The following is a 26,668-nucleotide window of genomic DNA, read 5'->3' on the forward strand; positions in this document are numbered from 1 at the left end:
CATGCTGCCACTGCCGAACATGGACTGGATGCTCAAGGAGCTCGTGGGCGGCGTCCCGTACGTACGGCATGTCGTCGTGCTGTCGGCGGACGGCCTGTGCATCGGGCAGTCGAACACGGAGCCCGACACGGCCGACGCGATCGCCGCGGCCTGCTCCGGCATCCAGAGCCTGGCGAGGGCCATCGCCCAGCGGTTCCCCGAGGGGGACGGCTCGACGCGGATGGTCGGGATCGAGGCCGACGGCGGTTACTTCTCCCTGATGGCGGCCGGGCCCGGCGCGTACCTCGCGGTGCTCGCCGACGACCAGGTGGACGCCGGCCTGCTGGGCGACCGCATGCGGACCCTGGTGGTACGGATCGGACAGCACATGACCAGCCCTCCTCGTGAGGACGTCGGGCAGGCGATGTGACATCGGAGAACCAGGACCCCTGGAATGAAACCGATCCCGTTCCGCTCTACGTCATCACCGGGGGCACAGGTTCCGCGGCGAACGCCTTCAATCTGGTCACCCTCATCGCGACGCGCTCCGAACCGGACGCCGCGACCCAGCCCGAGCAGGCGGCCATCCTCACGATGTGCCTCTACCCGCTCTCGGTGGCCGAGGTGTCCGCGTACCTCAGCCTTCCCTTCAGCGTCGTCACCACGCTGCTCTCCCAACTCGTCGAGGACGAACGGGTCGAGGCCATCGCACCCGTGCCCGTCGCGGCGTTCCCCGAACGCGGCCTGCTGGAGGCGGTGATCCATGGACTACGCAAGCTCTGACGTGAGCCTCGCCGGCCCGCGCGGCACGGACATGCCCCTGCCCCACAGTGCCAGGGGCGTCAAGGTCGTGATCGTCGGGGGCTTCGGCGTCGGCAAGACGACCATGGTCGGAGCGGTCAGCGAGATCCCGCCCCTGACCACCGAAGAGACCATGACGCAGGCCGGCGTGGGCATCGACCACAACCCCGGCGCCCAGGGCAAGAACACCACGACCGTCGCCATGGACTTCGGACGGATCAGCATCAACGAGGAGCTGATCCTCTATCTGTTCGGCACGCCGGGACAGGAGCGCTTCTGGTTCCTGTGGAACGGCATCTTCGAAGGCGCGCTCGGCGCCGTCGTCCTCGTCGACACCCGAAGGATCGAAGTCTGCTTCGAAGTCATCACCCGCCTCGAGGACCGCCGCGTCCCCTTCGTCGTGGCCGTGAACACGTTCCCTGAGGCTCCGCACCACCCCGTAGAAGACCTGCGCGCCGCTCTGGCCCTCAGCGAATCCGTGCCCATGGTCACCTGTGACGCACGTGACCGGGCGTCCTGCCGTGACGCCCTGCTGTCGCTGATGGTCTACCTGCGCACCCTCGCCGCCGCCCAGGAGACCGTATGACCCTCCCACCCGCCGAACACACCGCCGCCCTGACCGGGGCGGTCCCCCCTCCGGGCTGCCCGGCCCACGCCGCCACCGGACCCGGCGGAGCGACCCGTCTCTACGGCGGCGCCGCCGAGACGGACCCCATGGGCCTCTACGAGGAACTGCGCGCCAAGCACGGCCCGGTGGCGCCCGTGCTGCTCGACGGCGACGTCCGCGCCTGGCTCGTCCTCGGCTACCTGGAGAACCGGGACGTGGCCAGCCGCCCCACCCAGTTCTCCCGCGACCCCCGCGTCTGGCACGGCTGGCGCAGCGGCGAGATCGACCCCGCCACCTCGCCGCTGGTGCCGATGATCGGCTGGCGCCCCGACTGCGTCTGCGCGGACGGCGAGGAGCACCAGCGGCTGCGCGGCGCGGTCACGGCCGGCCTCAGCCAGTTCGACCACCGCGGCGTCCGTCGTCACATCACCCGCATCGCGCACCAGGTGATCGACACCTTCTGCCAGGACGGCGAGGCGGAACTGGTCGGCCAGTTCACCGAGCACGTCCCCATGCTGACGCTGACCCATCTGCTCGGCATGTCGGACGAGGCGGGCCCCCGGCTCGTCCACGCCGCCCGTGACCTCTTCAAGGCCACCGAGACCTCGCTCGCCAGCAACGCGTACGTCCTGGAGAGCCTCGCCCAGCTCGTCGACGCCAAGCGGGTCCGCCCCGGACAGGACATCGCGTCGGCGCTGATGGCCCACCCCGCGAACCTGTCGGACGAGGAGGTGCAGCACCACCTGCGTCTCATCCTCCTCGCCGGGTACGAGACGACCGCCAACCTCATGTCCAACGTGCTGCGCATGGTGGTCACCGACCCCCGGTTCCGCGGGTCGCTGGCCGGCGGCCAGATGACCCTGCCGGAAGCGGTGGAGCAGGTCCTCTGGGACGAGCCCCCGCTGATGGTGTGCCCCGGCCGCTGGGCCAACGGCGACACCATGTTGGGAGGACAGCAGATCAGGGCGGGGGACATGCTCCTGCTCGGCCTCGCCGCAGGAAACGTCGACGAGGCGATCCGGCCGGATCCCGCGACGCCGGTGCACCACAACCGCGCCCACCTGTCCTTCAGCGCCGGCACCCATGAGTGCCCCGGCCAGGACATCGGCCGCATCATCGCCGACACCGGCATCGACATCCTGCTGACCCGGCTCCCGGACATCGCCCTGTCGATCCCCGAGGAGAACCTCACCTGGCGCTCCTCCACCTGGGCCCGGCACCTGACGGCCCTGCCCGTGAGCTTCGCCGCCCGCGCCCCGCAGGACTTCGACGTCCCGAACCCGCTGCCGGCCCCGCCGGCCCCGAGCGTCGGAACGCCGGCGGCGCCGCCGTGGCGGACGGCCGAGCCGGAGCCCGCGCCCGCGCCCGAGCCGGAGCGCCGGCCCGAACCCCGGCCCTCGTGGCGGGCGCGGCTCAAGCGCCTGCTGCGGAGGGGGTAAGCGCGGGAGCGGGTCGTATGCCGAGGGGGCTGCCGACGCCCGTCCGTCGGTGTCCCCCTCGGCGGGTCAGGAGCGCTGCCGCTGTTCCGGTACGGAGAGGTCCGCGGCGGCGTAGCGGGGCGCTCCCGTGTACCAGGCGTGGAGGCCGGACAGGAAGCCGCAGGCCCCCTGGAGCCAGGTCTCCAGTTCGGCCCGCTCGTCGTGGTCGAGGCCGGATCGCCGTACCAGCTGCGGCAGTTCGCTCTGCCGGAGGTGCTCGAAGTCCCGCAGCCGGGTGTTCACCAGGTTGAGGGCGGCGGGTACGGCGTCGTGGAGGGCGATGCCCAGGGACGTGCCGAGGACCACGACCAGGTTGTTGACGTCGTGCTCCTCGTTGACCTCGCGCTCGTACGACGCGAGGTCGTTGGCCAGGCCCATGTAGTCCATGAAGGCGTCGAGCAGGGCCCGTACGGTACGGCTGTGCCGTATCTGCTCGGGTATCCGTGCGCCGGTTGCCAGCTCGACGGAGTACGGGGCGGTGTGGGCGGCGAAGCTCTCGCGGCGGAACGGGGCGTACTCGATCAGATGGGGGACGCGCCCGCCGCGGCTGTTGACCAGCTCCTCGACCCCCGCGTCGACGTAGCGCACCAGGGCCCGGTTGAACTCGTGCCGCCAGTGCGCCAGTCGGGGCGGGAAGAGCTGGCGCTGCAGATCGGCGATGCCCCGCTCGACCGGGTTCGACGGCTCGGGCGGCCGCGCGCCGCCGCCGGGGTCCGGCCGCAGGAACTCGTGCAGCCTGGCGGTGAAGGCCACGGCGCCGGGCAGGTCACCGGTCTGTTTGAACGCGGCGGCGAAGTAGTCGTCCCAGGCCAACGCCCAGATGTTGAAGCGGTGGTTGAGCCGGAGGTCGGCGAACGAGGCGTCGGGCAGGGCCCAGGCGGTCAACTGGTCGACCGTCATGGCGTGGAACTGGGACCGGGTCCAGATCGGGGGAGGGCCCGACGGTCCTTCCGCGCCGTCCAGCATGCCCATCGCGCGGGCCCACGTCTCGCTCTCCTCGTGCAGAGCCGACAGATACGGATTCACCCGCAGTGGATAGGGCATCCACATCCGGGGCTGCTCGAGAGCACGCACTGTCATGGGGACCAACCTCCTTCTTCGTTCGGCCGCGGAGGGACGCGGTGGGGCTGTGTGCACTCCCGCACGGGGTGACGGCCGCACTGCCGTGACGCCGGACGATGCCCGGCCCGCGGCCCTCCAAACCTGCCCGCCACCAGCGATCGTCAACCCCTCAACTGTTCCTGACCAGTATTCAGAACAGCTTCATGCGGAAGGAAACGATCCTTCTGGAGAACGTTCCGTAATTCCACGCAAACTGTCGTCATCCTTCACGACGCTCTCCGGTCGACCGTCCTTCGGGCCCCGGACGAGTATGCAGACGAGGAGGGCGGCCATCACGACGACCCCCGCCGCCATGGCCCGCTGCCAGCCGTCGACGAAGGACTCCTGGGCCGCGTGGATCAGCGCCGGACCGCGGGAGCCGGCTCCGCCCGCCGCCTCGACGGCGTTCGCCAGGCCCTCCCCGGCGGTGTCGGCCACCTCCTGGGGCACACCGTCCAGGCGCGCGCCGAGGGCGCCGCGGTAGCCGGCGGAGACCAGCGAGCCGAGCAGGGCGACGCCGAGCGCGGTGCCGAACTCGCGGGTGACGTCGTTGAGGGCGGAGGCGACGCCCTGACGCCCGCGGGGCAGGGAGGCGGTGATGGCCTCCGTCGACGGCGTCATGGCCAGACCCATGCCGGTCCCCATGGCGAGCATGCCGGGCAGCACGGACAGGTAGCCCCCGTCGACCGAGACGAAGACGGCCATCAGGGCCAGGCCGGTACCGCCCAGCAGGATGCCCGCCGCCATCGTCGAACGGACGCCCACCCGCCCCGCGAGCCTCGGAGCGAGGCCCGAGGACGCCATCATGGCCACGGCCATCGGCATCAGAGCCAGCGTGGACAGCAGGCCCGACCAGCCCAGCACGGCCTGGAAGAACGGGAAGAGGACCACGAAGACACCCGCCTGGACGCCGAACAGCGCCAGGAGCGTGAGCGATCCGGCGGCCGCCGAGCGCCGGCCGAAGACGCGCAGGTCCAGGAGCGCCGCATCCCGGCGGCGCAGCTCCGCCACGACGAAGCCGACGGCGGCGACGGCCGCGACGGCTCCGGCGGCCAGGGTCGCCGGGGCGGTCCAGCCCCGCTCCGGGCCTTCCTGGAGGAGGAGGATCAGGCCGACCACGGCGACCACCGAGGTCAGCGCGCCGACCGTGTCGAAGGAGTGCCCCGAGGACTCGCGGGAGTCGGGAACGGACCGCAGGGTCATCGCGAAGGCCACGGCGACGAGAACGACGGGCAGCGCGAACAGCCATCGCCAGTTCGCCACGTCGACCAGGGCGGCGGAGAGGAACATGCCCAGGATGCCGCCACCGCCGGCCACACCCGTCCACACCCCGATCGCCCGACCGCGCTCCTCCTCGGGGAAGGTCGTGGTGATCACGGCCAGGGTGATCGGCGTGATCATCGCCGCACCCGCGCCGCTGAGCAGACGCGCCGCGAGCATGACCTCCGCGGAGGGCGCGAGCGCGGCGATCACCCCCGCCACCCCGAAGACGGCCAGGCCGGCGAGCAGCACGCGCTTCCGGCCGACCCGGTCGCCGAGGGCGCCCAGCGGCAGCAGGAAGGCGGCCAGAGTGAGCGTGTAGAGGTTGATGATCCACAGGATCGTGCGCTGGGAGGCGCCGAAGGCGATCGCGAGGTCGGGCTGGGCCACGTTCAGACCGGACACGGAGGCGACGACGGCCATGAGGGCGACGCAGACGGCGATCAGTACGGTGCGACGCCGCCGCGCGTCGGCGCTCACCTGGGCAGGCTTGTTCGGATTCATTCCCCGACGGTAGGCAGGACTTGCGGACGGGGCATACATTGATGCCTATGACGCAAGAAGATGGTGAGCTGGACAGCCTGGTACGCAAGAGGATCCGCGCCCTGCGCGTCGCCCAGGGCTGGTCCCTCGAAGAACTGGCCACCCGTGCGAACCTCAGCCAGTCCTCGCTCAGCCGCATCGAGAACGGCCGGCGCCGCCTGGCCCTCGACCAGCTCGTCACCCTCGCCCGAGCCCTGGACACCTCCCTCGACCAGCTGGTCGAGACGGCCACCGACGACGTCGTCACCAGCCCGATGATCGACGGTGCGCACGGGCTGATGCGCTGGCCCATCAAGGCGGAACCGGGCATGACCGTCGTACGCCAGCGGATGACGGAACCTCCGCCGGAGAGCCCCGCACGCCTGCGCGCCCATCCGGGCCGCGAGTGGCTCGTCGTCCTCTCCGGCACCGCCGTCCTGCTGCTCGGGAACCGCCGGATCCGCGTGGAGACCAACCAGGCCGCGGAGTTCCCCACGATGCTGCCCCACGCCATCGGCGCCGAGGGCGGCCCGTGCGAGATCCTCGGCATCTTCGACCGCGACGCCCGCCGCGGCCACCGGGCGGAGAAGGACCCGAGCGGGTCGTCGTAACGGCAGGCTCGTGGGGCCGACACACAGCGGCGGCCTCGGGGGCCGGCAGACAGCGGCCCGCGCCGAATAATCGCGTGCCCGGACGACGGCGGCGCGTTATCGTCGGCCGTATGAACGTCACCGGCCGAAGCCTCACCGCGACCGCGCGAGCGACCAGCTCGCCGGTTGCCGCCGCCTGACCTTCCCCTTCCCACCGGCGACCGGAAACGGCCCGCCGGTGGTTCCGCGGCTCCCGCACCCGCATCGACGACCCCGCCGGCCCGTTCTCCGGTGCCTCCCTTGCGTACGCGAAGGAGTCATCCCATGAAGACCGAGCAGATCGTCCGCACGTTCGTCGAGTACTTCGAGGAGCGCGGCCACCACCGCATCACCGGATCGACGCTGCTGCCGCCGCCCGGCGACCCGGTCCTGTTCACCACCTCCGGCATGCACCCGCTCACCCCCTATCTGGAGGGGCGCCCCCACCCCGGGGGCCGGCGCCTCGTCAACGTGCAGCGCTGTCTGCGCACGACCGACCTGGAGGAGGTCGGCGACGCCACCCATCTGACCGTCTTCGAGATGCTCGGGACCTGGTCGTTGGGCGACTACGAGGGGCCGCAGAGCCTCGAATGGGGATACGACCTGCTCACCGAGGGCCTCGGCGTGGACCCCGGCCTCCTCCACGCCACGGTGTACGCCGGGGACGAGCGGACGGGACCCGACACCGCCTCCCTGGAACTCTGGCAGAACCGCGGCGTCCCCGTGGAACTCACCGTCGGCGACAACTGGTGGTCCAACGGACCGACCGGCCCCTGCGGCCCCGACTCGGAGATCTTCCTGTGGAGCGGTGACACCCCGCCGCGGTCGACACCCACCGAGGACGACCGCTGGGTGGAGGTGTGGAACCACGTGATGATGCGTCACCGCCGCCTCGACGACGGCTCGCTCGTCCCGCTTCCCCAGCGCAACATCGACACCGGCCTCGGTCTGGAGCGGCTCGCCTCACTGCTCCAGGGGAAGTCGTCCGTGTTCGCCTGCGACGTCTTCGATCCCTGGCGCCGCCTCGTCCCCCTGATCTGGACACTGGACGAACCGACCAGCCGGCTCGTCCACGACCACCTGCGCTCGGCCGTCGTGGTGAGCGGCGACGGGGTGCGCCCCGGCAGCACCGGACGGGGATACGTCGTGCGCCGGCTGGTGCGCCGCGTGCTCACCGTGCTGTGGCGGGACGACCCGACGCGCACGCTGGGCGACCTGCCGTCCGAGCTGATCGAACACACCCTGGACCACTTCCGGCAGGAAACGGACCCGGGCGAGGTGCGCCGGATGCTGCTCGACGAGGAACGCCGGTTCGGACGGCTCCTGGAACGCGGCCGCCAGGTGCTCTCCCGCCCTCGGTTCCGAGGCCCGCTGGACGAGGAGGACCTCCACTACCTCCACGACACGCACGGTCTGCCCCGGGATCTGGTGAGGACCCTGCGCGAGGTATGAGGGGAGGGAGGGGGCGGAACGCGGAGTGGCATCGCTCTCGGTACGACAGGACCGGGTTCACCCGTGACGGTGGACCCGGCCCGAGCCCCCACGCGACCCCGGCCGGTTCGGGCACGGTGATCCCCATGCACCCCCGCCGTACGACGTTCCTCCTGCTCTCCGTACTCCTCACGGCCGGCTGCGTGGCCGTCCCGCACCCGCCGCGGCCCGGGCCGCCGCCCGCGCCCGAAGGGCCGGCCCCGGCCGCCGACCGGCCCCCGGCGCCGATCCCGACCCCCGCGTGGCCCGTACCCGCGCAGCCCGTGCCGCATGAGGAGATCGCCGACACGGAACCGCTCCCCGGGACGCCGGCCGACAGGCCGAAGGGCCGGCCGGTCACCCGGGGTGTGGCGGGACCCGCCGAGGAGCCCGCCGCCGGGCGGACAACGGAGCGGCGAACGGCGAAGCCGGCCGAGGCGGCCGACGGGAGGACTCGCCCCCGCGCCCGGAAGGAACCGCGGACGGCCGTGCCGCCCGGCCGGCGGACGGCACGGCCCGAGGCGCCGTCCGCCGCGCGCGGGGGACCGCCGCAGACGAGCGCGGGGACTCCGGAGATGCGCCGGCTGTGCCGCCAGGCCCAGGACATCGACGCTCCCATGGGCGCGGCCGACCTGTGCCGCGGACTGTACGGCCGCTGACGGCGCACGGGCGCGACCGGGCGCGAACGGGCGCGCCCGTGAGGGGGGAGAGGATCAGGCGGCGTTCGACCCGGGTTCCACGGATTCGAGGGCCTCCTCGGCCCGCTTGGCCATCTCGTCCTCCGGGACGTCCTCGATGTGCGAGGCGACGTTCCAGCGGTGCCCGAAGGGGTCCTCGAACTGGCCGGTGCGGTCGCCGTAGAACTCGTTCTTGACCGCCGACAGTTCCTTCGCGCCCCGCGCGAGGGCGCGGGCGAAGACGGCGTCGACGTCCGACACGTACACGTGCAGGGTGATCGGCGTGCCGCCGATCGTGGTGGGGGAGCGGAACCCGAGCTCCGGGAACTCGTCCGCGACCATGATGACCGAGTTCCCGACGGCCAGCTCGGCGTGGCCGATCCTGCCGCCCGGGGCCGGCATCCTCATGCGCTCCTCGGCGCCGAGCACGTCCACGTAGAAGTCGATCCCGGCCGCGGCCCCGTCGACACAGAGGTACGGCGTGACCCGCGGATACCCCTCGGGGATGGGCTGTACGGTCACGGTCTCCGCCTTTCCCGGCACGGCGGCCGCCGTCGACCGCCCTCTCCGCCCACTGATATCCCGGCCTCCGAACCACGCACCGAAGCCGCGCGGCGGCCGACGACGGGATGCCCCGAAGAGCGGCAGCGGCCGACCGGCCGGTGACGGTGCACGACGGCCGGCCGGCGGAGGCGCAAACCGTCGGCCCCGCCTCGGCGCGGCGGAGGCGTGCGCCGTCGGCCCCGCCTCCGCCGCGCGGGTGCCGGGTGGGCGACGTATCGTCCGAATATGCGTGACGAGCGCGTATCCCGCCGTCGACCGCGCTCCGGGCCGCCGGGCCCGGGCACGTGGTCCGGTGGGCGCCGCCGCGCTCCGCGCCCGGACCCGCGCGGTGCCGTGTCGGCCACCGCGGGCGGGTGAGACCCGTGGGCGGGACCGCGGGTGACGGCACCGGGGGTGGCGGGACCGCGGGCAGCGGGCCCGAGGACGTCTTCGCCGACGGCCGGATGGCCGCCGTGCTCACCGGTCTCATGCGGGACACCGAGGCCTCGGTGGGTCTCGTCTATCTGCTGATCCCCGGGGACCGGATGCTGCGCCTCGTGCTCATCTCCGGCCTGTCCCGGGAGATCGCCGCGCCCTGGGTGCGGATCCCGGTCGACGCGCCGATCCCGGTCGCCGACGCCATGCGCGAGCGGAAGCTCGTATGGCTGAGCGGCCTGCAGGACATCGCCCACCGCTATCCGCGGATCGGGATCGTGCTGCCGTACGACTTCATGCTGGCGGCCGCCCCCATCGCCGACGACACCACCGTATGGGGCGGTGTCGTGCTGCTCTGGCCGGTCTCGCACGCGCCGGAGCTCGACGCGCGCGAGCAGGAGACGCTCGACGCCCACTGCCGCCTGTCGGCCCGGCTGCTGCGGCGGGCCGCCGACCAGGATCCCCCGCCGCCGCACCCCACCGAACCGTACGTCGTCCACCCCGAGCGCCCCTCCGAGGCCGACCCGGCGCTCGCGGCGGCCGCTCTGGACCTCGCGGAGCGGCTGCCGGTGGGGTGCTGCGCCCTGGACCTCGACGGACGCATCACGTTCATCAACACCGCCGCCGCCGACCTGGTGAACGCCGGTTCGACCGCGCTCCTCGGGAAGCGTCCGTGGGAGACGCTGCTGTGGCTGAACGACCCCGCCTTCGAGGACCGGTACCGCGCCGCGGTCGTGACCCGGCGGCCGACGTCGTTCACGGTGCTGCGACGGTCGGCGGCACCGCTGCTGTTCGAGCTGTATCCCGACGAGACCGGCATCAGCGTGCTCATCACCCCGAAGGACGACGGGACGCCGCCCCACGACGGGCCGCCCGGACCGCAGGACGGGGCTGTTCCGTACGAGGGATCCGTGCGAGGCTCCGCGGCTCCTCCCGGAACCCCACCCGCCTCCGTGTCCCCACTCGCCTCCGGGATCTCATCCGCAGCCGGGACCGCCCCCGCCTCCGGGACCGGCCCTGCCTCCGGGACCGCCCCCACCTCCGGGACCCCACCTGCCTCCGCGACCGCCCCCGGCTCGGCCGCGCCGTCCGGCCGTGTGCCTCCCGCCGCCCCCGCGTTCGCCTCCGTCCCGACCCTGCCGAACCGCCCCGGCGAGCCGGTCGGGGCGACGGCCGTCTACCAGCTGATGCACCTGGCGGCGTCCCTGGCCGAGGCGGCCGGCGTGCGCGACGTCGTCGATCTGGTCGCCGACCAGATCGTGCCCGCGTTCGGCCCTGAGGGCCTCGTCCTCCTGAGCGTCGACGAGGGCCGACTGCGCGTCATCGGCCACCGCGGCTACAGCGACGCGTTCGTCGACCACTTCGACGGCAAACCGCTCACGGCGCCGGTCGCCGACGCGCAGGTGCTCTCCACCGGCGTCCCCGTCTTCTACCCCACCTACGAGGACCTCCGCCGCGCCCACCCCCAGTCCCCGCGCTACGAAGGGCGCAACGCCTGGGCGTTCCTGCCGCTGATCGCCTCCGGGCGTCCCGTGGGCTCGCTGGTCCTGTCGTACGGACAGCCGCGCCCCTTCCCTTCGGCCGAGCGCGCGCTGCTCACCTCGCTGGCCGGGCTCATCGCCCAGGCCCTGGACAGGGCCCGGCTGTACGACGCCAACCGCTCGCTCGCCCGGAGCCTCCAGAACGTCCTGCTGCCGCACCGACTGACCCCGCTCCCCGGTCTCGACGTCGCGGCCCGCTATCTGCCGGCGGGGCACGGCATGGACATCGGCGGCGACTTCTACGACCTCGTCCGCGCGACGCCCACCTCCGTCGTCGCCGTCATCGGCGACGTCCAGGGACACAACACGACCGCCGCCGCGCTCATGGGGCAGGTGAGGACCGGCGTCCACGCGCACGCGACGGCCGGCGCGTCGCCCGGCGACATCCTGGCGCGCACCAACCGGCTGCTCGACGACCTCGAGGCCGACCGCTTCACCAGCTGCCTGATCGCCGAGTTCGACCTCGCGCGACACCGGCTGCGGCTGGCGAGCGCGGGCCATCCGCCGCCCCTCCTGCGCCGGGCGGACGGCAGCGCCGAGGTGCTGGAGGTCCCACCGGGGCTCCTCCTGGGGATCGCGACGGACGTCACGTACGACACCATGGAGCTGCCCTGGGAACCCGGTTCCGTCCTCGCCCTGTACACGGACGGGCTCGTCGAGGCACCGGGCCTCGACATCGGTACGGCCATGGAGGACCTGGCGGAGCGGCTCGGGGTGTCGGGCGCCGCCGACCTGGACCGGCTCGCGGACGAGCTGACCCTGCACGTCAGGGATGCCGCACACAGGACCGACGACGTGGCTCTCCTCCTGGTCCGGCGACCTATGCTCTGACGTGTGGTGAACCCCAGCGATCCCCAGGACTTCGCGGCCGGCCCCGTCGCCTCCGCCCCCGAGCTGCTCGCCCTGCACGCCGTACGGCTCAAGGGCGTTGCCGACGACGACGAGGCGGCGGCGCGCTACGGCCTCGACGCCGAGGTCGTACGGGAAGCGCTGCTCGACCACGAGGCGAGGGGCTGGGTGACCCGCCGGGCGTTCGCCGGGACACGGGGGTGGACGCTCACCGACTCCGGCCGGGCCGAGGGGGAGCGGCAGCTCGCCGGGGAGCTGGCGGCGGCGGGGCTCGGACCCTTCGTACGGGAGCGGTACGAGACGTTCCTCGCCCACAACGCCCGCTGTCTCCGGGCCTGCACCGACTGGCAGGTGCGGCCCGACGGAGCGGGGCGGCTCGCGGTCAACGACCACGGGGACGCGGCGTGGGACGGGCGGGTGCTCGACGAACTCACCGCACTGGGCGGGGTCATCGACCTGCTGTCGGACGAGCTGGGGACGCGGATCGGCCGACTCGGCGGCTACGGCCCCCGCTTCACCGGCGCGCTCGCCCGTGTCCGGCGCGGTGAACTGTCCTGGGTCGACCGGGTCAAGGAGGACTCCTGCCACACCGTGTGGATGGAACTCCACGAGGACCTGCTCGCCACCCTCGGCATCGCCCGCGGCGAGGAACCCGCGGTGCGCGCCTAGCCCGTGGGCGAGCTGCCGTCCGGTGCCCGGACGGCGGCGTTGCCGTCGGCCCCGCCGTCGTCCGGTGGAAAACATGGGGGGATGTTCCCCATGCCGCGCAGGCCTGCCTCGTACCAGGATCGGACCTGGCCCGGGAGCGGTGGGCCGGGTCGGTGCGAGGAGGGGCGATGGCGGTGAGGGCCGGGCACGAGCGGGCGGCGACGTCGCTGTCGGCGATCGAGCGGTGGTGGGACAGCGGACTGGTCCGCGACGACGGGGACGCGGAACGGCCGGACTGGGCCGTGCTGGCCGAGGAGGCCGTGGCCGCCGCGCCGGATGCGGCCGAATCCGGCGCGCCCGAGGGGGAGTTGACCGGACTCAGCGGATTCGAGTGGGTCCTGCGGACGTTCACCGGCCGCGCCGGGGCGCGGTGGGAGCGGCGCCTGTCGGGCCGGGCGCGCGGCCTCGTGGACATGGCGGCCGTACGGCACGACCTGGAGCGGCAGATCGGCGGCAGGCTGGCACGGGCCGCCGCCCGGACGCTGGTCCTCGAACTGCACGAGGCGCGCGGCGCCGGGAGGCTCGAAGGCGACGACTCCCGGGCCCGGTTCCGGGACTTCCTGACGCGTACCGCTTCCCGGCGCGGACTCTCCGACCTGCTGGCCGGGCGTCCCGTACTCGCGCGGATCCTCGGCCGGGCGGCGCTCGACGCGGCGGACGCGATGGCCGAGGCGCTGGAACGCCTCGCGGACGATCGCACCCTCCTGGCGGCCTCTGGCCTCCTTGCCGAGTCCGGCGGCGGCCCGGGGCCGCTCGTGGGCATCGAGCCCGGCGCCGGCGACGGCCACCGGGGCGGGCGCACCGTGATGCTGCTGCGCTTCGCCGACGGCACGCGGCTGGTGTACAAGCCGCGCCCCCTCGCCGTGCACCGCCACTTCAACGACCTCGTCGCCTGGTTCAACGGGCTTCCCGGCACCGTGGACCTGCGTACCCTGCGGCTGCTCGACCGGGACGCCTACGGATGGGTGGAGTTCGTCGCCGCCCGCCCCTGCGCCTCCGCCGCAGAGATCGGGACGTTCTACCGCCGCCAGGGCGCGCTGCTCGCGCTGCTGCACCTGCTCGACGGGACCGACCTGCACCACGAGAACCTGATCGCCGTCGGCGCCCACCCGGTCCTCGTCGACGTGGAGACCCTGTTCCACCCGCCCCTGCCCGGCTCCGGCACCTCCGACCCCGCCGCCCGCGCGCTCCACGACTCGGTCTACCGGGTGGGGTTGCTGCCGCAACTCCTGGTCGGCGACCACAGCGCCCTGGACGTGTCCGCGGTCGGCGGCGGCCGTGCGGGCGTGTCGCCCGTGGAACGCGCGGACTTCGCCGACGCCGGTACCGACCGGATGCGACTGGTGCGCAGGCCGGGGACGTTCGGCGAGTCCGCCAACCTGCCGCGGACGGCGGCCGGCGGGCCCGTCGACCCGGGTGCGCACGTCGACGCGCTCTGCGCCGGCTTCCGGGCCGGGTACACGGCCATCGGTGAAGCGGTGGACGAACTGCGCGGGGACTCCGGCCTGCTGGCCTCGTTCGCGGAGGACGAGGTGCGGGTGGTCGTGCGTCCCACCTGGGTGTACTCGCTGCTGCTCGACGAGTCGACGCATCCCGACCTCCTGAAGGACGCGCACGCGCGGCAGCGAGTCCTGGAGACCCTGCGGACCGAGCAGTTCGGGCCGGTCCTCCCGCCCGCCGTGATCGACGAGGAGATCGCCCAACTCTGGGCGGGTGACGTACCGTTGTTCACCGCGAAGCCCGGTCACCGCGACCTCAGGGGCGCACCGGGTCGACCCGCGGTGGACCGCGCGGACCTGCCCGGCACCGCGCGCGTCGCCGCGAAGCTCGACGCCCTGGACACCGTCGACCGGCAGGACCAGGAGTGGATCGTACGGGCCGCGATGGCGACGACCTCCCGCGTCCCCGCGCACCGGCCGGCCGCGGGGCGGCGCACCCTGACCGCGGGACGCGCCCCCGAGCCGGAGCGGCTGCTCTCGGCCGCCCGGTCCGTCGGGGACCAGCTGGTCTCCCTCGCGTACCGCGACGGGCCGCGCAGCAACTGGATCGGTCTGGAGCTCCTCGACGACCGCTACTGGCGGATCGGTCCGATGGCGGCCGACCTGGCCGACGGCTACACCGGGCCGGCCCTGTTCCTGGCCCAGTTGGCGGCTCTCACCGGAGCCGGTCACTACGCCGAGGCCGCCCGTACGGCCCTGACGCCGGTGCCCGGACTGCTCGAAGCGCTGCGCGCCAGGCCCGAGGAACTCGGCGCGGTGGGCTCGGGTGCCTTCTCCGGCCTCGGCGGCATCGCGTACGCCCTCGCCGAGACGGCCCGGCTGCTGGACGATCCGGAGGTCGGCGCCTGGGCGTCGGGCGCCCTGCGGCTGGCGGCCGCGGCGACCGGGGCCGAGCCGGGGTACGGTGTGGGCGCCGGGCTCGCGGGCGGCCTGGTGGCCCTGTCGACCGCGCGCGAACGCCGCACGGGTACGGGCACGGGTACGGGCACGGGTGCGGGGAGCGGAACGGGTTCGCGTACGGGAGCGGGCACGAGGGGCGTACCGGGCCTTGTTCCGGAGATCGTGGGGGCCGCGCGGGCCTGTGCGGACCGGCTGGTCGTCGCCGTCCATGCCGCCGCCACCGGTCCCGCCGATACCGAACTCGCCTCCCTCTCCAGGGGCTTCACGGAGGGGACGGCGGGGATCGGATGGGCCTTGTTGAGGTTCGCCGAGGCGGAGGAATCCGCCGCCGGCCTCGCCGGTGAGCGTGCCGAGGACACCGTCGGGGGCGGCGCGGGGCTCCGTGCCGCCGAGCGGTACCGGCTCGCGGGGCTGTCCGCGATCCGGGCGGCCGTCGGGGCGGCCGCGCCGGGCGGTGGACCGGGGCCGGGCGGAGACCGCAGGGGAGTCTCCGCCCCCACCCCGGGCGGCGGACCGGCGGACACGGCGAGGGCCTCGGCCTGGTGCCGGGGAGAAGCGGGCGTCGCACTCGCCGTGCTGGACGCACCGGGCGCCCTGGCCGACCCGCACCTCGCGGCCTGGGCGCGGGGGACCGCCGAGCGGCTGGGACAGAACGGGGCTGCTCCCGACGACAGCCTCTGCCACGGCGAGGCCGGCCTCTGCGAACTCCTCGGCCACACCGCGCTCCCCGAAGCGCGACCCCACTGGCTCCGCCGAGCAGGGGCTCTCCTCGCCTCCGTCGAGGAGAGCGACGCCAGGAGCGGCGCCCCGGACGGAGTCCCGCACCCCGGTCTGCTGACCGGTCTCGCGGGGATCGGCCACGGACTCCTCCGGGCGGGATTCCCGGAGCGCGTACCGTCGCTCCTCCTCCTGCGCACCACGGAGGGGCACCAGGACCGCTGAGCCGCACCACGCACGACCCGCCACCGCATCTCACGAAGGGCGCACCACGTACGGCCGCACCACGCACGACCGCACCACGCACGACCGCAGGGCACGCACCACCCGCACCATCCACGGCACCACCACCACTCCCGCGGACCCGAAGGACGAGTGAGGACCATGCAGATCAGTGACTCGGTGACGTACGTCAACGGCGGTGCCGGCGCGGAGGGCGCGGCCCAGGACGACCCGGTGGGCGAGGTCACCCTCGGCACCGCGGGGATGCTGGGGCGGCGCAGTCGGCTGCTCCGCACGGCCGATCTGGACACGGTCGCCACATGGGACATGCCGTACACCACGGGCACCATCACGGTGTCCTGACGCGAGGGCGGACGTGGGCCGGGGGCTTCCCGGCCCACTGCCGTGCACGAAAAGGATCAAGTAGCCTGCGGACATGCGTGCGACGTCGTCGGTCATCGTGGGGCGGGACGCCGAGATCGGGTTACTCGACGAGGCCCTGGAGAGCGCCCGGAGGGGCGCCGGACGGGCCGTGTTCCTCGTCGGCGAGGCGGGGATCGGAAAGTCCCGGCTGGCCGGCGAGTGCGCTCTTCGCGCCTACGACCGGGACATGCCGGTGCTGCGCGGCCGCGCCACGTCCACCGGGCTCGTCGTCCCCTTCCGGCCGCTGGTCGAGGCGCTGTCCTCGCGGTTCAGGGCGGCCGGCGCACCGAACGATCCGGAACTCGACCCGTACCGGCCCGCGTTGGCCGGCCTCGTGCCGGAATGGCGGGCCGCCGCGACGGCACCCGGCTACACGATCTCGCTCGTCGAACTGGCCGAGGCGCTCCTCAGACTACTTGCCGTGCTGGGGCGCGAACGCGGCTGCGCGGTCCTCCTGGAGGACCTGCACGACTCCGACACCGAGACCATCGCGGTCGTCGAGTACGTCGCCGACAACGTGGCGGACCTCCCGGTCCTGCTGGTCGGCACGCTCCGCCCCGATCCGGGACCGGCGCTGGACCTCGCGCTCGCCGCCGAGCTGCGCAACACCGCCTCCGTCACGGAACTTGCGCCGCTGGACGAGACCGCCGTACGGCACATGGTGGACGCCTGTCTCGACGCGGCCCCGGGAGAGGTGCCCCCGGCCGCGCACCGGCACCTCTCCCGGCGCGCGGGCGGGAACCCGTACCTCGTGGAGGTGCTGCTGGCCGACCTGCTGGACATGGGACGGCTGAGCAGGGCGGACGATGGATGGCTCCTCGCCGATCACGGCGAGGAGACGGTTCCCACGGGAGCGGTACGCAGCTGGGCGCGCCGGCTCGCCCGGCTCGACGAGCCGGTGCGCGAACTGCTCCTCATCGCGGCGACGCTCGGCGGCCGGTTCTCGGTCGGGGCGCTGAGGGTGGTGACCGGGCTCGACGACCGGGCCCTCTTCGCCCACCTCCGGTCCGCGTCCGAGGCCGGGATCATCGCCCCCGACGGTGCGGCCCACGACCACTACACCTTCCGCCACGTGCTGACCGCGGACGCGCTCAGAGCGTCGTTGCCGCCCGCCGAGCAGGCCGCGCTCGCCCGCCGCGCGGCCCAGGCGATCGAGGAGTCCGCAGGCTCGTCGCTCTCCCGCGACCGTCCCGGCGAACTCTCCGGGGAGCAGAGCCAGCTGGTGGCCACGCTCCGCCTCGCGGCCGGTGACAAGGTCGCGGCCTCCCGGCAGTTCGCCCAGGTCGGCCGGCAGATGCTGGACGCCGGCGCCTCCGGATCGGCCGCCGTGCTCCTCGAACGGGCCCGGGGCCTCGCGGCCGACGGGGAACGCGACGACGTCACCGTGCAACTGGCCATCGCGCAGGCCGAGTCCGGGCGGACCGACCTGGCATCCGCACTGCTCGACGACCTGGCGCCGGTGCCCGTCGGCTCCCCTGCGGCGGAGGAGCGGGCCCAGGCACACACCCAGGTCGCCTGGGTCGCGACGATGGCCGAGCAGCAGCAGGAGGCCCGCCGCCGGATCCGGGCGGCCCGCGCCCTGCTCGGGCCCGAGCCGCGTCCGGAGCAGGAGGCGGCGCTCGTGGTCGTCGAGGGGCACCTGGCGCTGCTGCCGGAGCAGGACGGACGGGACGGCGAGGACGACCGGGGGAGCCCGGCCGGCCGGGGCCGAGAAGACGGCGGACGGGGTGGAGAAGGCGGCGGACCGGGCCGAGAGGGTGGCGGACGGGGCGCGGCGGGCCGGGCCGGCCGTGAGCGCCTGAAGGAGGCGGAACGTTCCGCCAGGAGCGCCGCGCTCACCGCGGAGCAGCGCGGCCGGCCCGTCGTCGCCTGCCAGGCATGGCAGCTCCTCGCCCTGCTGTCCCGGCAGCGCGGGTTCGACGAGGCCGACGCCTGCCTGGTCCGGATGCTGGAGGTCGCCGAGAAGCACCGGCTCGCGGTGTCACGGGCCGAGGCGCTGGTACGGCTCGGCACCAACGCGTTCATGCGGACCGGGGAGGCGACGCAGCTGGAGACCGCCCGCGCGGCGGCGCACGAACTCGGCTCCCTGAGCGTGCTCCAGACCGTCGACGGACTGCTCGCCATGCAGAGCGTGCTCGCCGGGCGATGGGACCGGGCCCGGGAGATCGTCGACCGTTCCGTGGAGGCGAGCGCCCGCCTCCAGAACCTGTCGGCGCACCGCTACCTGCTCCTCGTCGACGCCACGCTCGCCGCCCACCAGGGGCGGGGCCGCGAACAGGAGCGAGCCCTCGTCCGGTTCCGCAGGGCGGGCGGCGAGGAGTCGATGCTCGTCCCCCTGCAACGCGGACTGTGCCAGGCCGTCGGCGCGCTCATGGCCGAGGACCGCAAGCGGGCCACGGCCGAGCTGGACGCGGCCCTCGCCTGGGAGCGGGAGCATCCGAGCTTCTTCTACCTCAGCGGGCGGTACGGGCTCCGCCCGCTGCTGCGCATCCTGGACGGCGATCACCCTGGTGGGGGCGAGGACTTCGGCGGAGCCCGGGAGGCGTACCGGGAGGCGCTCGCCTCACCCGGCGGGCAGTTGGCCTGGAACCGGATGTTCCTCGGGTTGGCGGACGCCGTCCTGCGCGGCCGGGGCGGCGACCCGATCGGCGCGCGGCGCGCGGTGGAGGAGGCCGGCCGTGTCGCGGCGGTGTTCCCGCACGTCTGGCATCTCGCCCTGCGGCTGGTCGCGGAGGCGGCGCTCGCCGACTCCTGGGGCGAGCCGGTCGCCTGGCTGCGGACGGCGGAGGAGTACTTCCACGAGGCCGGCGTACAGCCGGTGGCCGGTGCCTGCCGGGCGCTCCTGCGCCAGGCGGGCGTCAGTGTGCCGCAGCGCAGAGGTGGCCGGGAACGGATCCCGGCCGAGCTGCGCACCGCCGGTGTCACGCCGCGCGAGTACGAGGTGTTCGTGCTGCTCATGGAACGTCCGGGCAATCTCCAGATCGCCCAGCGCCTGTGCATCTCACCGAGGACGGTGGAGAAGCACATGGCGAGCCTGATGGCCAAGACCGGCTGTGCGGACCGCTCCGCGCTGTGCGCGCTGTCGGCGGAGCGGGCGGAGGACGGGGCGCCGGCCGGGCCGGCCCGGATCGCGTTCCGGCAGCCGTCGGCCTGATCCGAAGTGGGACGGCGGTCGCCCCGCCGCCCACCCACCCGCCCGGTCCGGTGTGGTCCGGCGACGTGGGGGCTCGTCGGCCCCGGGATGGGGGCCGTACCCGATCCCCTGGGGGCGGGTCCCCCAGGACCCGTTCCGCGACGGCACGACTGTGAGGGTTCGGTACCGATGTGTGAAGGTCCGGCGCGGCGGATCATCGAGCGGACCGACCAACTCCCGTCACCACACGGAGGTTCGCTCGATGCCGAGTCCGTCCGCGCGGCCCGTCGCCTCACCCGGCACACTCCGGTTCACCGTCCTCGGCCAGCTCGCGGCCTTCCAGGGCGAACGGGCCCTGCCGCTGGGCCCGTTGAAGCAGCGCATCATACTGGCGACGCTCCTGGCATCCGCCAACTCACCGGTGTCCGTGGACGCGTTGACCGAGGCCGTCTGGCCGGAGGAGCCCCCTCGTACCGCCCGCAAGAACATCCAGGTGTACGTCAGCGCCCTGCGGGCGCTCTTCGGGCCGGACGACCGGGAGGCGCCGGACCCGCCACGGCTCGCCCACACCGGAGGCGGATACGTCCTGCGCGCGGCGGAGGAGGAACTCGACCTGCTGAGGTTCCGCTCCCTGGTCCGGGCCGCCGAGGGCCAGCCGCCCCAGGTGGCCGCACGCCTGCTGGGACAGGCCCTCGACCTGTGGCAGGGACCGCCGCTGGGCGACGACCTCCGGCAGTCGCCCACGCTGGCCGAGGAGGCCGAGCGGCTCGGGCTGCGGCACGTGACGGCCTACGAGAGCTGGGCGGAGGCCGAGTTGGAGCTGGGCGGCGCGCCCGCCGTGGTCGAGGGGCTGCGCGACCTGGTGGAGCGGCACCCGCTGCGGGAGCGGCTCCGCTCGGCCTGGATGTGCGCGCTGAGCGGCTCCGGCCGGCAGCCGGAGGCGCTCGCGGTCTACGACGACTACCGGCAGCTGCTGGCCAGGGAGCTGGGCCTGGAGCCGAGCGGCGCGATGGCCGCCCGCTACCGGCAGATCCTCAGGGGGGACGCCCGGGCCGCCGGGGCGGGCACGGCCGGCGGGCCGCCGGGCGGGAGACCCGCGGCCGCCTCGTCGAAGCCGACCGTCCTGCTGCCGCCCGACCTGTCCGACTTCACCGGACACGGCGAGGAACTCCACGACCTCCTGGACCTGTTGGAGCACGGCGAGGGGGTCGCTCCGGGCGAGGCGGGAGACCCGGGCGCCGTCGTGCTGCTGTCCGGCCCCGCGGGATCGGGGAAGACCGCGCTGGCGGTCAGAGCCGCCCACCTCCTCGCGGGCCGATTCCCCGAGGGGCGGCTCTGCGTCTCCCTGCGGGAGGCGGACGGACGCCCCCGATGTACGTCCGCCGTCCTCGCGGAACTCGGCGAACGGACGGGGCGGACCGGACTGTCGACCCCCGAGGCGTGGCGGGAGTGGCTGGGACGGCACCGGGTCCTGGTCATCCTCGACGACGTACCCGAGGAGCGCGCCGTACGAGCGCTGCTCCCGTGCGGCGGACAGGGCAGGGTGCTGATCACCGCGCGCGGTCAACTGGGCGGCCTCGCCCCGGTGCGGCGGATCACCGTTCCGCCGCTGGACACGGCCGAGGCCGTGCAACTCCTCGCAGGGCTCGTCGGCCCGCGCCGGGTGCGGGCCGACCGGGAGGCCGCGCTGCGGATCGTACGGGCGTGCGGCGGTTCGCCGCTCGCGGTCCGGGTGAGCGGGATGCGGCTCGCGGTGCTCCGCCACGTACCGCTGCGGGAGTTCGCCGACCGGTTGACGGATCCCAGCGGCGCCCTGGACGAACTGACCGCCGGGGACGTGTCCGTACGGCAGCGGCTGGCCCACGGCTGGGAGACGCTCCCCGAGCAGCGGGGCAGGGACGCGGGCCGGCTGGCCGCGGGCACCGGGGACGGCCCCTTCGGTCTGACGGAGGCGGCGGAGGCGCTCGGCTGCGACGAGCGGCACGCGGTGCGGGTGGTGGAGGCGCTCATCGACGCCGGCATGGTCACGTCGCCGGGCGGTGAGGTCACCGCACACGCGGCGCAGTACGACATGCCCCACCTGATACGGCTGTACGCACGGGGCGCGGGTCACGGGACGCCGGTGCTGACGTAGCGGGGGAGGGGGGCGGCGGTACGCGGGGTGCCTGTGGGGCCCGGCCGGAGGCGTGTCCCGGCCGGGCCGGGCCCGCCACCGAGCGCGACTCCACCGAGCGCGACCTCACCGGGCGCCGCCCCCGAGCACGGCGCACCAAGCACGGCCCACCAAGCGGCGCCCGCCTGGCGCGGCGCCGACGCGTCGAGGCCGTGACGCGCCGGCGCCGGCGGTCACCGCGGCGGAGCACCCGCGGCGGAGCCCGGAGCCGAGCCCGGAGCCGAGCCCGGAGCCGAGCCCGGAGCCGGTAGGCCCACGTGGGATGCCAGGAAGGCCAGGCACTCGGCCTGGAGTGCCGCCGCGCGGGACGCGGACCGTTCCCCGTGGCCGACTCCGTGCTCGAGCCGCAGCAGGACCGGGCCGGTGCCCGACGTGGCGTGCTGGAGCGCGGCGCACATCTTGCGGGCGTGCAGCGGGTCGGTGCGGGTGTCGCCGTCCGCGGCGGTCAGCAGCACCGCCGGGTACGCGGTCCCGGGCACGACCCGGTGGTACGGCGAGTAGCCGAGAAGCACCGGCAGCCGCGCCGGGTCCTGGGCGCTGCCGTACTCCGGCGTCCAACTCGGGCCGAGGCCGGACAGTTCGTAGCGGACCATGTCCAGGAGCGGGGACGAGCACACCACGGCGGCGTACTTCTCCGGCTCCTGCGTGAGGGCCGCTCCGACCAGCAGCCCGCCGTTGGAGCCGCCCATGATGGCGATCCGGCCCGGCTCGGTCCAGCCCGCCTCGATCAGCCGGTCGGCCGCCGCGGCGAAGTCGTCGAAGGTGTTCTGCTTGTGCGCGCCGCTCCCGGCCCGGTGCCACGCCTCGCCCTCCTCGCCGCCGCCGCGAAGGCCCGCCCAGGCGAACACCCCGCCCGCCCCGACCCAGGCCAGGACCTGCGCCCGGTAGCGGGGCGACATCGTGCGGCCGAAGCCGCCGTACCCCGTGAGCAGTACCGGGCGCGGCCGGTCCGGCCGCCCGCCGGGGGAGATGACGAACATCCGGACCGTCGTCCCGTCCCGCGACGGGAACGCGACCTGGCGGGTCACCGCGCCGCCCGTCCCCGGACGGCCCGCCGCCGGACCACCCACCGCCCGGCCGTCGGCCGCCCGACCGTCGGTCGCCGGGCTGTCCGGATCGCCCGGCGCATGGGCACCCCCGTCCCGTTCCCAGCGGGTCAGGCGGTGCGTACGCGCGTCGAAGCGGAGGACGCGCACCGGCGTGACGAAGTCCGTGTACGCGAACCACGCCTCGTGACCACCCGACGCCACGGCCGTGAAATCGCCGACCGCGCCGGTTCCGGGGAGCGGCACCGTGGCCACCTGCCGGCCCTCCACCAGATCGTGCAACGTCACCTCGGCCACGGTGTCGCGGGTCCAGGCGGCCAGGCCGAGCGGGTTCTTGAGCTCGGGACCCGCGAGCACGACCAGGTGGGTGAGCACCGCGTCCGGCCGTTCGGGGACGACCTCGTGCCAGGCGTCCGGGCCCAGGTGGACCTCGTCCGGCCGACAGGCGACGATGCGACCGCGCGCCGCGCCGCGGTCGGTGCGGAGCCACACCCGGTCCGCCGGGCCCGTACCGGGCACGGCATGCAGCCTGGTCGCCGCCCCCATGCCCTCCTGGACCGGCCGCAGCAGCGGACGGTCGAGCGGCGCGGCCGACAGGTCGGCCAGGTGGACGTCGGTCCCGCGGCCGGTGCCGAGCGTGGCCGTGATGGCGAGCCAGCGGCCGTCCTCGGTCACGGAGACGCTGTAGAACTGGGTCTTGTCCCGCCCCTCGCCGAAGACCACGGCGTCCGTCTCCGGTGACGTGCCGACCCGGTGCAGGCAGACGCGGCGGTGGTAGCGCTCCTCCCCGGGGTTCAGCCGGGGGTCCAGCTGCCGGACGTAGTAGAACGCCCCGCCGCCGGGAAGCCAGCCCACCGACGACTTCCGCACCCGGTCCAACGGCCCGTCCACGACCTCGCCGGTGGCCACGTCGATCACCCGGAGCAGCGAGTCCTCCGTGCCGTTCCGGGACACCTGGCAGGCCACCAGATCGCCCTCCACGGAGGGCTCCCAGGCGTCGAGGACGGTACGGCCGGACGGATCGAGGACGCTGGGATCGAGCAGTACGCGCTCCGAAGCAGAAGCAGAAGCAGAAGCAGAAGCAGAAGCAGAAGCAGAAGCAGAAGCAGAAGCAGACGTCCCCGTTCCGGCGTCCGCCACCACCAGGACCGGGTGCTCCTGGCCGGCCTCCTGCCGCAGCCAGAACACCCTGCCGCCGCGGACCTTGGGCGACCGGACACGATCGCCGTCGCCGAGCGCCGAGACCGCCGCCTCCCACTGCTCCAGACCGGGCAGGGCGGTCCGTTCCGCGGCGTACAGGGCCTCCTGCTCGGCGCTCCAGCGGCGCGTCTCGGCGGTCTCGGCGTTCTCCAGCCAGCGGTACGGGTCCGGGACACGCACCCCGTGGAGTTCCTGGACGACGTCCTGCCGCTCGGCGTGCGGGTACGGGCGCCGTGTCCGTCGGGCGTCGGTGGTCACTCCGGTCTCCCTCGTTCGTGATCGGGCGGACGGTGGCCTCGGGATCCGGCCGGAGAGGTGACGTCGGCCGTGAGCGCGACGGCCGGCTCGGCGGCGGTCCCACCGACCGTGGCATCCTCCGCCTCCGTAGCCTCCCCGACGGGTTCCCCCGCGCCCTTCGCAGCCGGTTCCCCGGGACCTCCGGCGGCGTCCTCGCCCGGCTCCTTCTCCGCGCTCCCCGTGCCGGGCAGCGCCAGCCACGCGAAGACACCCGACAGGACGACGATCGCTCCGGACACCGCGAAGATCGTGTCGATGGGACCGAACCTGACACCGCCGAACGAGCCCGCGACGTCCGTCAGCACCGAGCCGGCCAGCCAGCCGGACAGGACCGCGGCGAGCATCGACGCCAGTTTCGTCACCGGGTAGAACACCGCCATCACCCGTCCCCTGAGGTCCGGGGGAGCCGCCGCGAGCAGCAGCGGTGCCATCGCGGTGTTGAGGACGGTCAGCGGAACGGTGAAGACGAAGAGCAGCGCGATGCCGCCGAGGAAGGTCGTCTGCCGGGAGTAGGCGATCAGCAGGGTGCCGCTCACCAGCAGGCTGATCCAGGTGCTCCGGCGCGCGCCGAGCCACTGCACGACCCGGCCCCCGCTCAACGCGCCCGCGATGCCGCCCACTCCCATCGCCATGCCGATGTACCCGTAGAGATGGGCGTCGGCGTTGAGGTTGCCGGTGGTGAAGAAGACGTTCAGGGTGCTCAGCGCGCCGAGCCCGAACTGCCCGATGACGGCGAGCAGAAGCAGTACGACCAGGAACCTGCTGCGCGCGAAGAACCGCACCCCCTCCGCGAACTCGCGGCCGAGGCTGGGCTTCTGCGGCGCCGGCTTCGCGTCCTCCGGAGCGGACCCGGAAGCGGGCCTCCCGCCGCCGGCCGTCGTGGCCGGCGCGGGCAGGTCGATGGACCGGATCGCCACGTACGACACCGCGTAGGACAACGCGTTGAAGAGCAGGGCCCATTGGATGCCGGCGGCGAACAGCAGCGGAGCCGCGAGCGGAGGGCCGATGATCCACGCGGTCTCGCCGGTCGCCTGGCCGATGCCGGCGGCCCGGGCGCGGTTGGCGTCCCCCTTCACGAGGTCGGCCAGGATCGCGAAGCGTGCCGGAGAGAAGAACTGGCCGGCCGCGTGCAGCAGGAGGACGGTCACATAGACGAGGGCGAGCCAGACACCTGCCGGGAGCGCGTCGACCGGCAGGAAGGAGACGGCCGTCAGCACCACCACGAGCGCCCCGCGCACCACCTCGGTGCGGAGCAGGGTGGCGAGCTTGTCCCAGCGGTCGACGAACACGCCCGCGAGGGGTCCGATGCCCAGGACGGCGACGCTGGACGCCATCAGCACCCCGCTGACCGCCATCGGCGCCCACGACTCGTCCTTCGCCAGCACGGTCGCCACCCACAGCACCAGGGTGGTACTGAAGACGGCGTCTCCGACGGACGAGACGGCCTGGCCGAACCAGAGGCGGGTGTAGTCGCGGTTGATCAGTGTGAGGCGCGGTGTCATGAGACCTCCCTCGGTGACGAGACGATCGACGCCATGAGGGCCGTCACCAGAGTCGTGTGGTACGCCTTCCGGAAGAACTCGCCGGCTGTGGCACCCGGCCCGGCCCTGAGCTCGGCCGACCTCCCGGGGATCGCCCCGTCGGCCCGCTGGGCGCGCGCCAGGCACTCCACGGCCGCCGCTCCCGAGGGCGTACGGAGGGGGTCCTCGCCCAGGACGAACTGGGTGAGGACGAGCTCCGCCGCCAGGTCCCAGAGCTCGTGCGCGACGCAGTGGAGCAGCATCCGGTGGGTGAGGTCCCGGGCGTGGTCCAGGCCGGCTCCGGTGAGCCGGGGCTCGGCGCGGCCGAAGTCGCCGAGGTAGAAGGCGGTGTGGGTCAGCGCGTACGCCTGCGGGACGGTGAGCGGCCGCACCGCGCCCCCCGCGGTCCCGGCCGCGACCGCGGGGCCGTCGGCGGGGTGGGCGAGGAGAGGGCTCCGCGGGAGGAGTGCGGCGTACGGTTCGATGGTGTGGCGGACGCCCGCCTTGTCCGCGTAGTAGCGGATCTCGATGCGCAGGTACGGCGACTTCCCGCCCGGTGAGAGGAAGTCGGGGTCCAGCCGGGCGAGGGCCTCACGGCACTGCGTGGTGTCGATCCCGTCGGGCGCGAGCGCGGCGTAGACCAGCCGGTACGTGGAGGCGTACACGGGACTGCCGTCGAAGAGCCGCGGGAAGTCCGGGTCCTGCCAGAGCTTCCGTACGAGTGCGGCCGCTCCGCCCAGCGGGTCCGGGGCGGAGCCGTCCGGCCGCGCCGCGCGATGGCAGAGCAGCCCCAGCTCCAGTGCGGCCTTGGCCTTCGCCTGCGGTGTCGACCGGGTGTCCGACCCGGCGGCCGTGGCGAACGGGTCGAAGTGGTCGAGGTTCCCGCCCAGCCAGTCCAGCGCGCCGGCGGAGAGCTGCTCCAGGAGTGAGGGAGGCAT

Annotated in this window: 19 protein-coding genes; 13 read left to right on the forward strand and 6 right to left on the reverse strand. The window is 74.1% G+C overall.

The window, feature by feature from the left end; all coding sequences use genetic code 11:
- The first annotated feature begins 1 nt into the window (after position 1).
- Genes AMK27_RS01840 through AMK27_RS01855 form a run of 4 tightly spaced genes read left to right on the forward strand, consistent with a single transcriptional unit; the run spans position 2 to position 2,826 of the window.
- Entirely contained in the window at positions 2–409 is a 408-nt protein-coding gene (locus AMK27_RS01840; protein ID WP_229312772.1) for a roadblock/LC7 domain-containing protein, read from the forward strand.
- Positions 406–762, forward strand: a complete 357-nt coding sequence (locus AMK27_RS01845) for a DUF742 domain-containing protein (RefSeq protein WP_073902259.1) — start codon at positions 406–408, stop codon at positions 760–762. The genes AMK27_RS01840 and AMK27_RS01845 overlap by 4 nt, the downstream gene beginning before the upstream one ends.
- On the forward strand, positions 743–1,366 hold the full coding sequence (locus AMK27_RS01850) for a GTP-binding protein (protein WP_073902260.1): 624 nt from the start codon (positions 743–745) through the stop codon (positions 1,364–1,366). Before AMK27_RS01845 ends, AMK27_RS01850 begins: the two co-directional genes overlap by 20 nt.
- The gene (locus AMK27_RS01855; RefSeq protein WP_073902261.1) at positions 1,363–2,826 is read left to right on the forward strand and encodes a cytochrome P450; all 1,464 of its coding nucleotides are present in this window, start codon (positions 1,363–1,365) and stop codon (positions 2,824–2,826) included. The genes AMK27_RS01850 and AMK27_RS01855 overlap by 4 nt, the downstream gene beginning before the upstream one ends.
- A gap of 66 nt (positions 2,827–2,892) precedes the next feature.
- Here AMK27_RS01855 and AMK27_RS01860 read toward each other — a convergent pair whose 3' ends face one another.
- Together AMK27_RS01860 and AMK27_RS01865 are read right to left on the reverse strand one after the other, a co-directional pair.
- Positions 2,893–3,945, reverse strand: coding sequence for a terpene synthase family protein (locus AMK27_RS01860; RefSeq protein WP_073902262.1), 1,053 nt, complete (start codon positions 3,943–3,945; stop codon positions 2,893–2,895).
- 183 nt (positions 3,946–4,128) lie between these two features.
- Complete coding sequence (locus AMK27_RS01865) at positions 4,129–5,730, reverse strand: MFS transporter (RefSeq protein WP_079188140.1); 1,602 nt, start codon at positions 5,728–5,730, stop codon at positions 4,129–4,131.
- A 47-nt stretch (positions 5,731–5,777) separates the two neighbouring features.
- Here AMK27_RS01865 and AMK27_RS01870 point away from each other — a divergent pair, with 47 nt between their 5' ends.
- The 3 genes from AMK27_RS01870 (at position 5,778) to AMK27_RS01880 (ending at position 8,506) form a co-directional block, all read left to right on the forward strand.
- Positions 5,778–6,359: a helix-turn-helix transcriptional regulator gene (locus AMK27_RS01870; RefSeq protein WP_073902263.1), complete on the forward strand. Its 582-nt coding sequence runs from the start codon at positions 5,778–5,780 to the stop codon at positions 6,357–6,359.
- Positions 6,360–6,662: 303 nt separating this feature from the next.
- Positions 6,663–7,829: an alanine--tRNA ligase-related protein gene (locus tag AMK27_RS01875; RefSeq protein WP_073902264.1), complete on the forward strand. Its 1,167-nt coding sequence runs from the start codon at positions 6,663–6,665 to the stop codon at positions 7,827–7,829.
- 125 nt (positions 7,830–7,954) lie between these two features.
- Entirely contained in the window at positions 7,955–8,506 is a 552-nt protein-coding gene (locus AMK27_RS01880) for a hypothetical protein (RefSeq protein WP_073902265.1), read from the forward strand.
- 54 nt (positions 8,507–8,560) lie between these two features.
- Here AMK27_RS01880 and AMK27_RS01885 read toward each other — a convergent pair whose 3' ends face one another.
- Positions 8,561–9,046: a VOC family protein gene (locus AMK27_RS01885; RefSeq protein ID WP_073903814.1), complete on the reverse strand. Its 486-nt coding sequence runs from the start codon at positions 9,044–9,046 to the stop codon at positions 8,561–8,563.
- Between the two features lie 404 nt (positions 9,047–9,450).
- On the opposite strand from AMK27_RS01885, the gene AMK27_RS44105 reads away from it, so the two are divergent.
- The 6 genes from AMK27_RS44105 to AMK27_RS01920 all read left to right on the forward strand — a co-directional run bounded on the left by AMK27_RS44105 (position 9,451) and on the right by AMK27_RS01920 (position 21,628).
- Entirely contained in the window at positions 9,451–11,874 is a 2,424-nt protein-coding gene (locus AMK27_RS44105) for a SpoIIE family protein phosphatase (protein ID WP_274535729.1), read from the forward strand.
- Between the two features lie 3 nt (positions 11,875–11,877).
- Positions 11,878–12,561 carry a transcriptional regulator gene (locus AMK27_RS01900; RefSeq protein WP_231075880.1) on the forward strand — a complete coding sequence of 228 codons (684 nt, stop codon included), beginning with the start codon at positions 11,878–11,880 and terminating at the stop codon, positions 12,559–12,561.
- A 167-nt stretch (positions 12,562–12,728) separates the two neighbouring features.
- Positions 12,729–15,941 (forward strand): type 2 lanthipeptide synthetase LanM family protein, encoded by a 3,213-nt coding sequence (locus tag AMK27_RS01905; RefSeq protein ID WP_073902266.1) that lies wholly within the window; start codon positions 12,729–12,731, stop codon positions 15,939–15,941.
- Between the two features lie 159 nt (positions 15,942–16,100).
- Complete coding sequence (locus tag AMK27_RS01910; RefSeq protein WP_073902267.1) at positions 16,101–16,301, forward strand: hypothetical protein; 201 nt, start codon at positions 16,101–16,103, stop codon at positions 16,299–16,301.
- 73 nt (positions 16,302–16,374) lie between these two features.
- Positions 16,375–19,515, forward strand: coding sequence for a helix-turn-helix transcriptional regulator (locus AMK27_RS01915; protein ID WP_073902268.1), 3,141 nt, complete (start codon positions 16,375–16,377; stop codon positions 19,513–19,515).
- A 241-nt stretch (positions 19,516–19,756) separates the two neighbouring features.
- Entirely contained in the window at positions 19,757–21,628 is a 1,872-nt protein-coding gene (locus AMK27_RS01920) for an AfsR/SARP family transcriptional regulator (RefSeq protein ID WP_073902269.1), read from the forward strand.
- Between the two features lie 212 nt (positions 21,629–21,840).
- Here the strand turns inward: AMK27_RS01920 and AMK27_RS01925 are convergent, their stop codons facing one another.
- Genes AMK27_RS01925 through AMK27_RS01935 form a run of 3 tightly spaced genes read right to left on the reverse strand, consistent with a single transcriptional unit; the run spans position 21,841 to position 26,668 of the window.
- Entirely contained in the window at positions 21,841–24,171 is a 2,331-nt protein-coding gene (locus AMK27_RS01925) for a prolyl oligopeptidase family serine peptidase (RefSeq protein ID WP_073902270.1), read from the reverse strand.
- Entirely contained in the window at positions 24,168–25,712 is a 1,545-nt protein-coding gene (locus tag AMK27_RS01930; protein ID WP_079188141.1) for an MFS transporter, read from the reverse strand. The genes AMK27_RS01925 and AMK27_RS01930 overlap by 4 nt, the downstream gene beginning before the upstream one ends.
- A complete protein-coding gene (locus tag AMK27_RS01935; RefSeq protein WP_073902271.1) occupies positions 25,709–26,668 on the reverse strand; it encodes a DUF6895 family protein in 960 nt (319 codons plus the stop codon). Before AMK27_RS01935 ends, AMK27_RS01930 begins: the two co-directional genes overlap by 4 nt.

Source organism: Streptomyces sp. CB02009 (assembly GCF_001905825.1).
GTDB lineage: Bacteria > Actinomycetota > Actinomycetes > Streptomycetales > Streptomycetaceae > Streptomyces.